The organism is Pseudomonas sp. SIMBA_041, assembly GCF_046535095.1.
Taxonomy (GTDB): domain Bacteria; phylum Pseudomonadota; class Gammaproteobacteria; order Pseudomonadales; family Pseudomonadaceae; genus Aquipseudomonas; species Aquipseudomonas mucoides.
On record NZ_JAWRXJ010000053.1, the window covers coordinates 1 to 435 of the forward strand.

Below are 435 nucleotides of genomic sequence, written 5' to 3' on the forward strand. Positions count from 1 at the left end.
CAGAATTTGTGACCAACTTCCGGCGCAACGTCGTAGTTACGGCAACCTTCACGGTTCAGGGTGTCCGGAGAAACGTTGTGGGTGATGATGATAGACGGGTACAGCGAACGGAAGTCCAGAGAAACGATGTTTTCCCACAGACCTTTTTCCGGTTCTTTAACGAAACCACCCGCGTAAGATTCACGCAGACGACGTTCGTATTCACGTTCGTCCGGTTTGTTCGGCGCCAGTTCGTTACGTTCGTACGCTTTACGCAGCAGGAACCATTCAACCAGGTTACCGGTAGAAGAACGAGAAACGTCCCACAGCGGCTGACCAACCAGACGAGACAGCTGCGCTTCCATCGGGCAGAATTCTTTACCCAGTTCGTAGGTCGCTTTCGCGTCTTCCATAGAGTATTTCGCAACACGTTACAGACCTTCACCGGTTTCCCAC

The 435-nt window shown here is 52.2% G+C and carries 1 pseudogene; it reads right to left on the reverse strand.

Annotation, left to right across the window (positions count from 1 at the left end):
• A pseudogene (locus SB725_RS30195) lies at positions 1 to 435 on the reverse strand (DNA polymerase domain-containing protein); the annotation flags it as partial.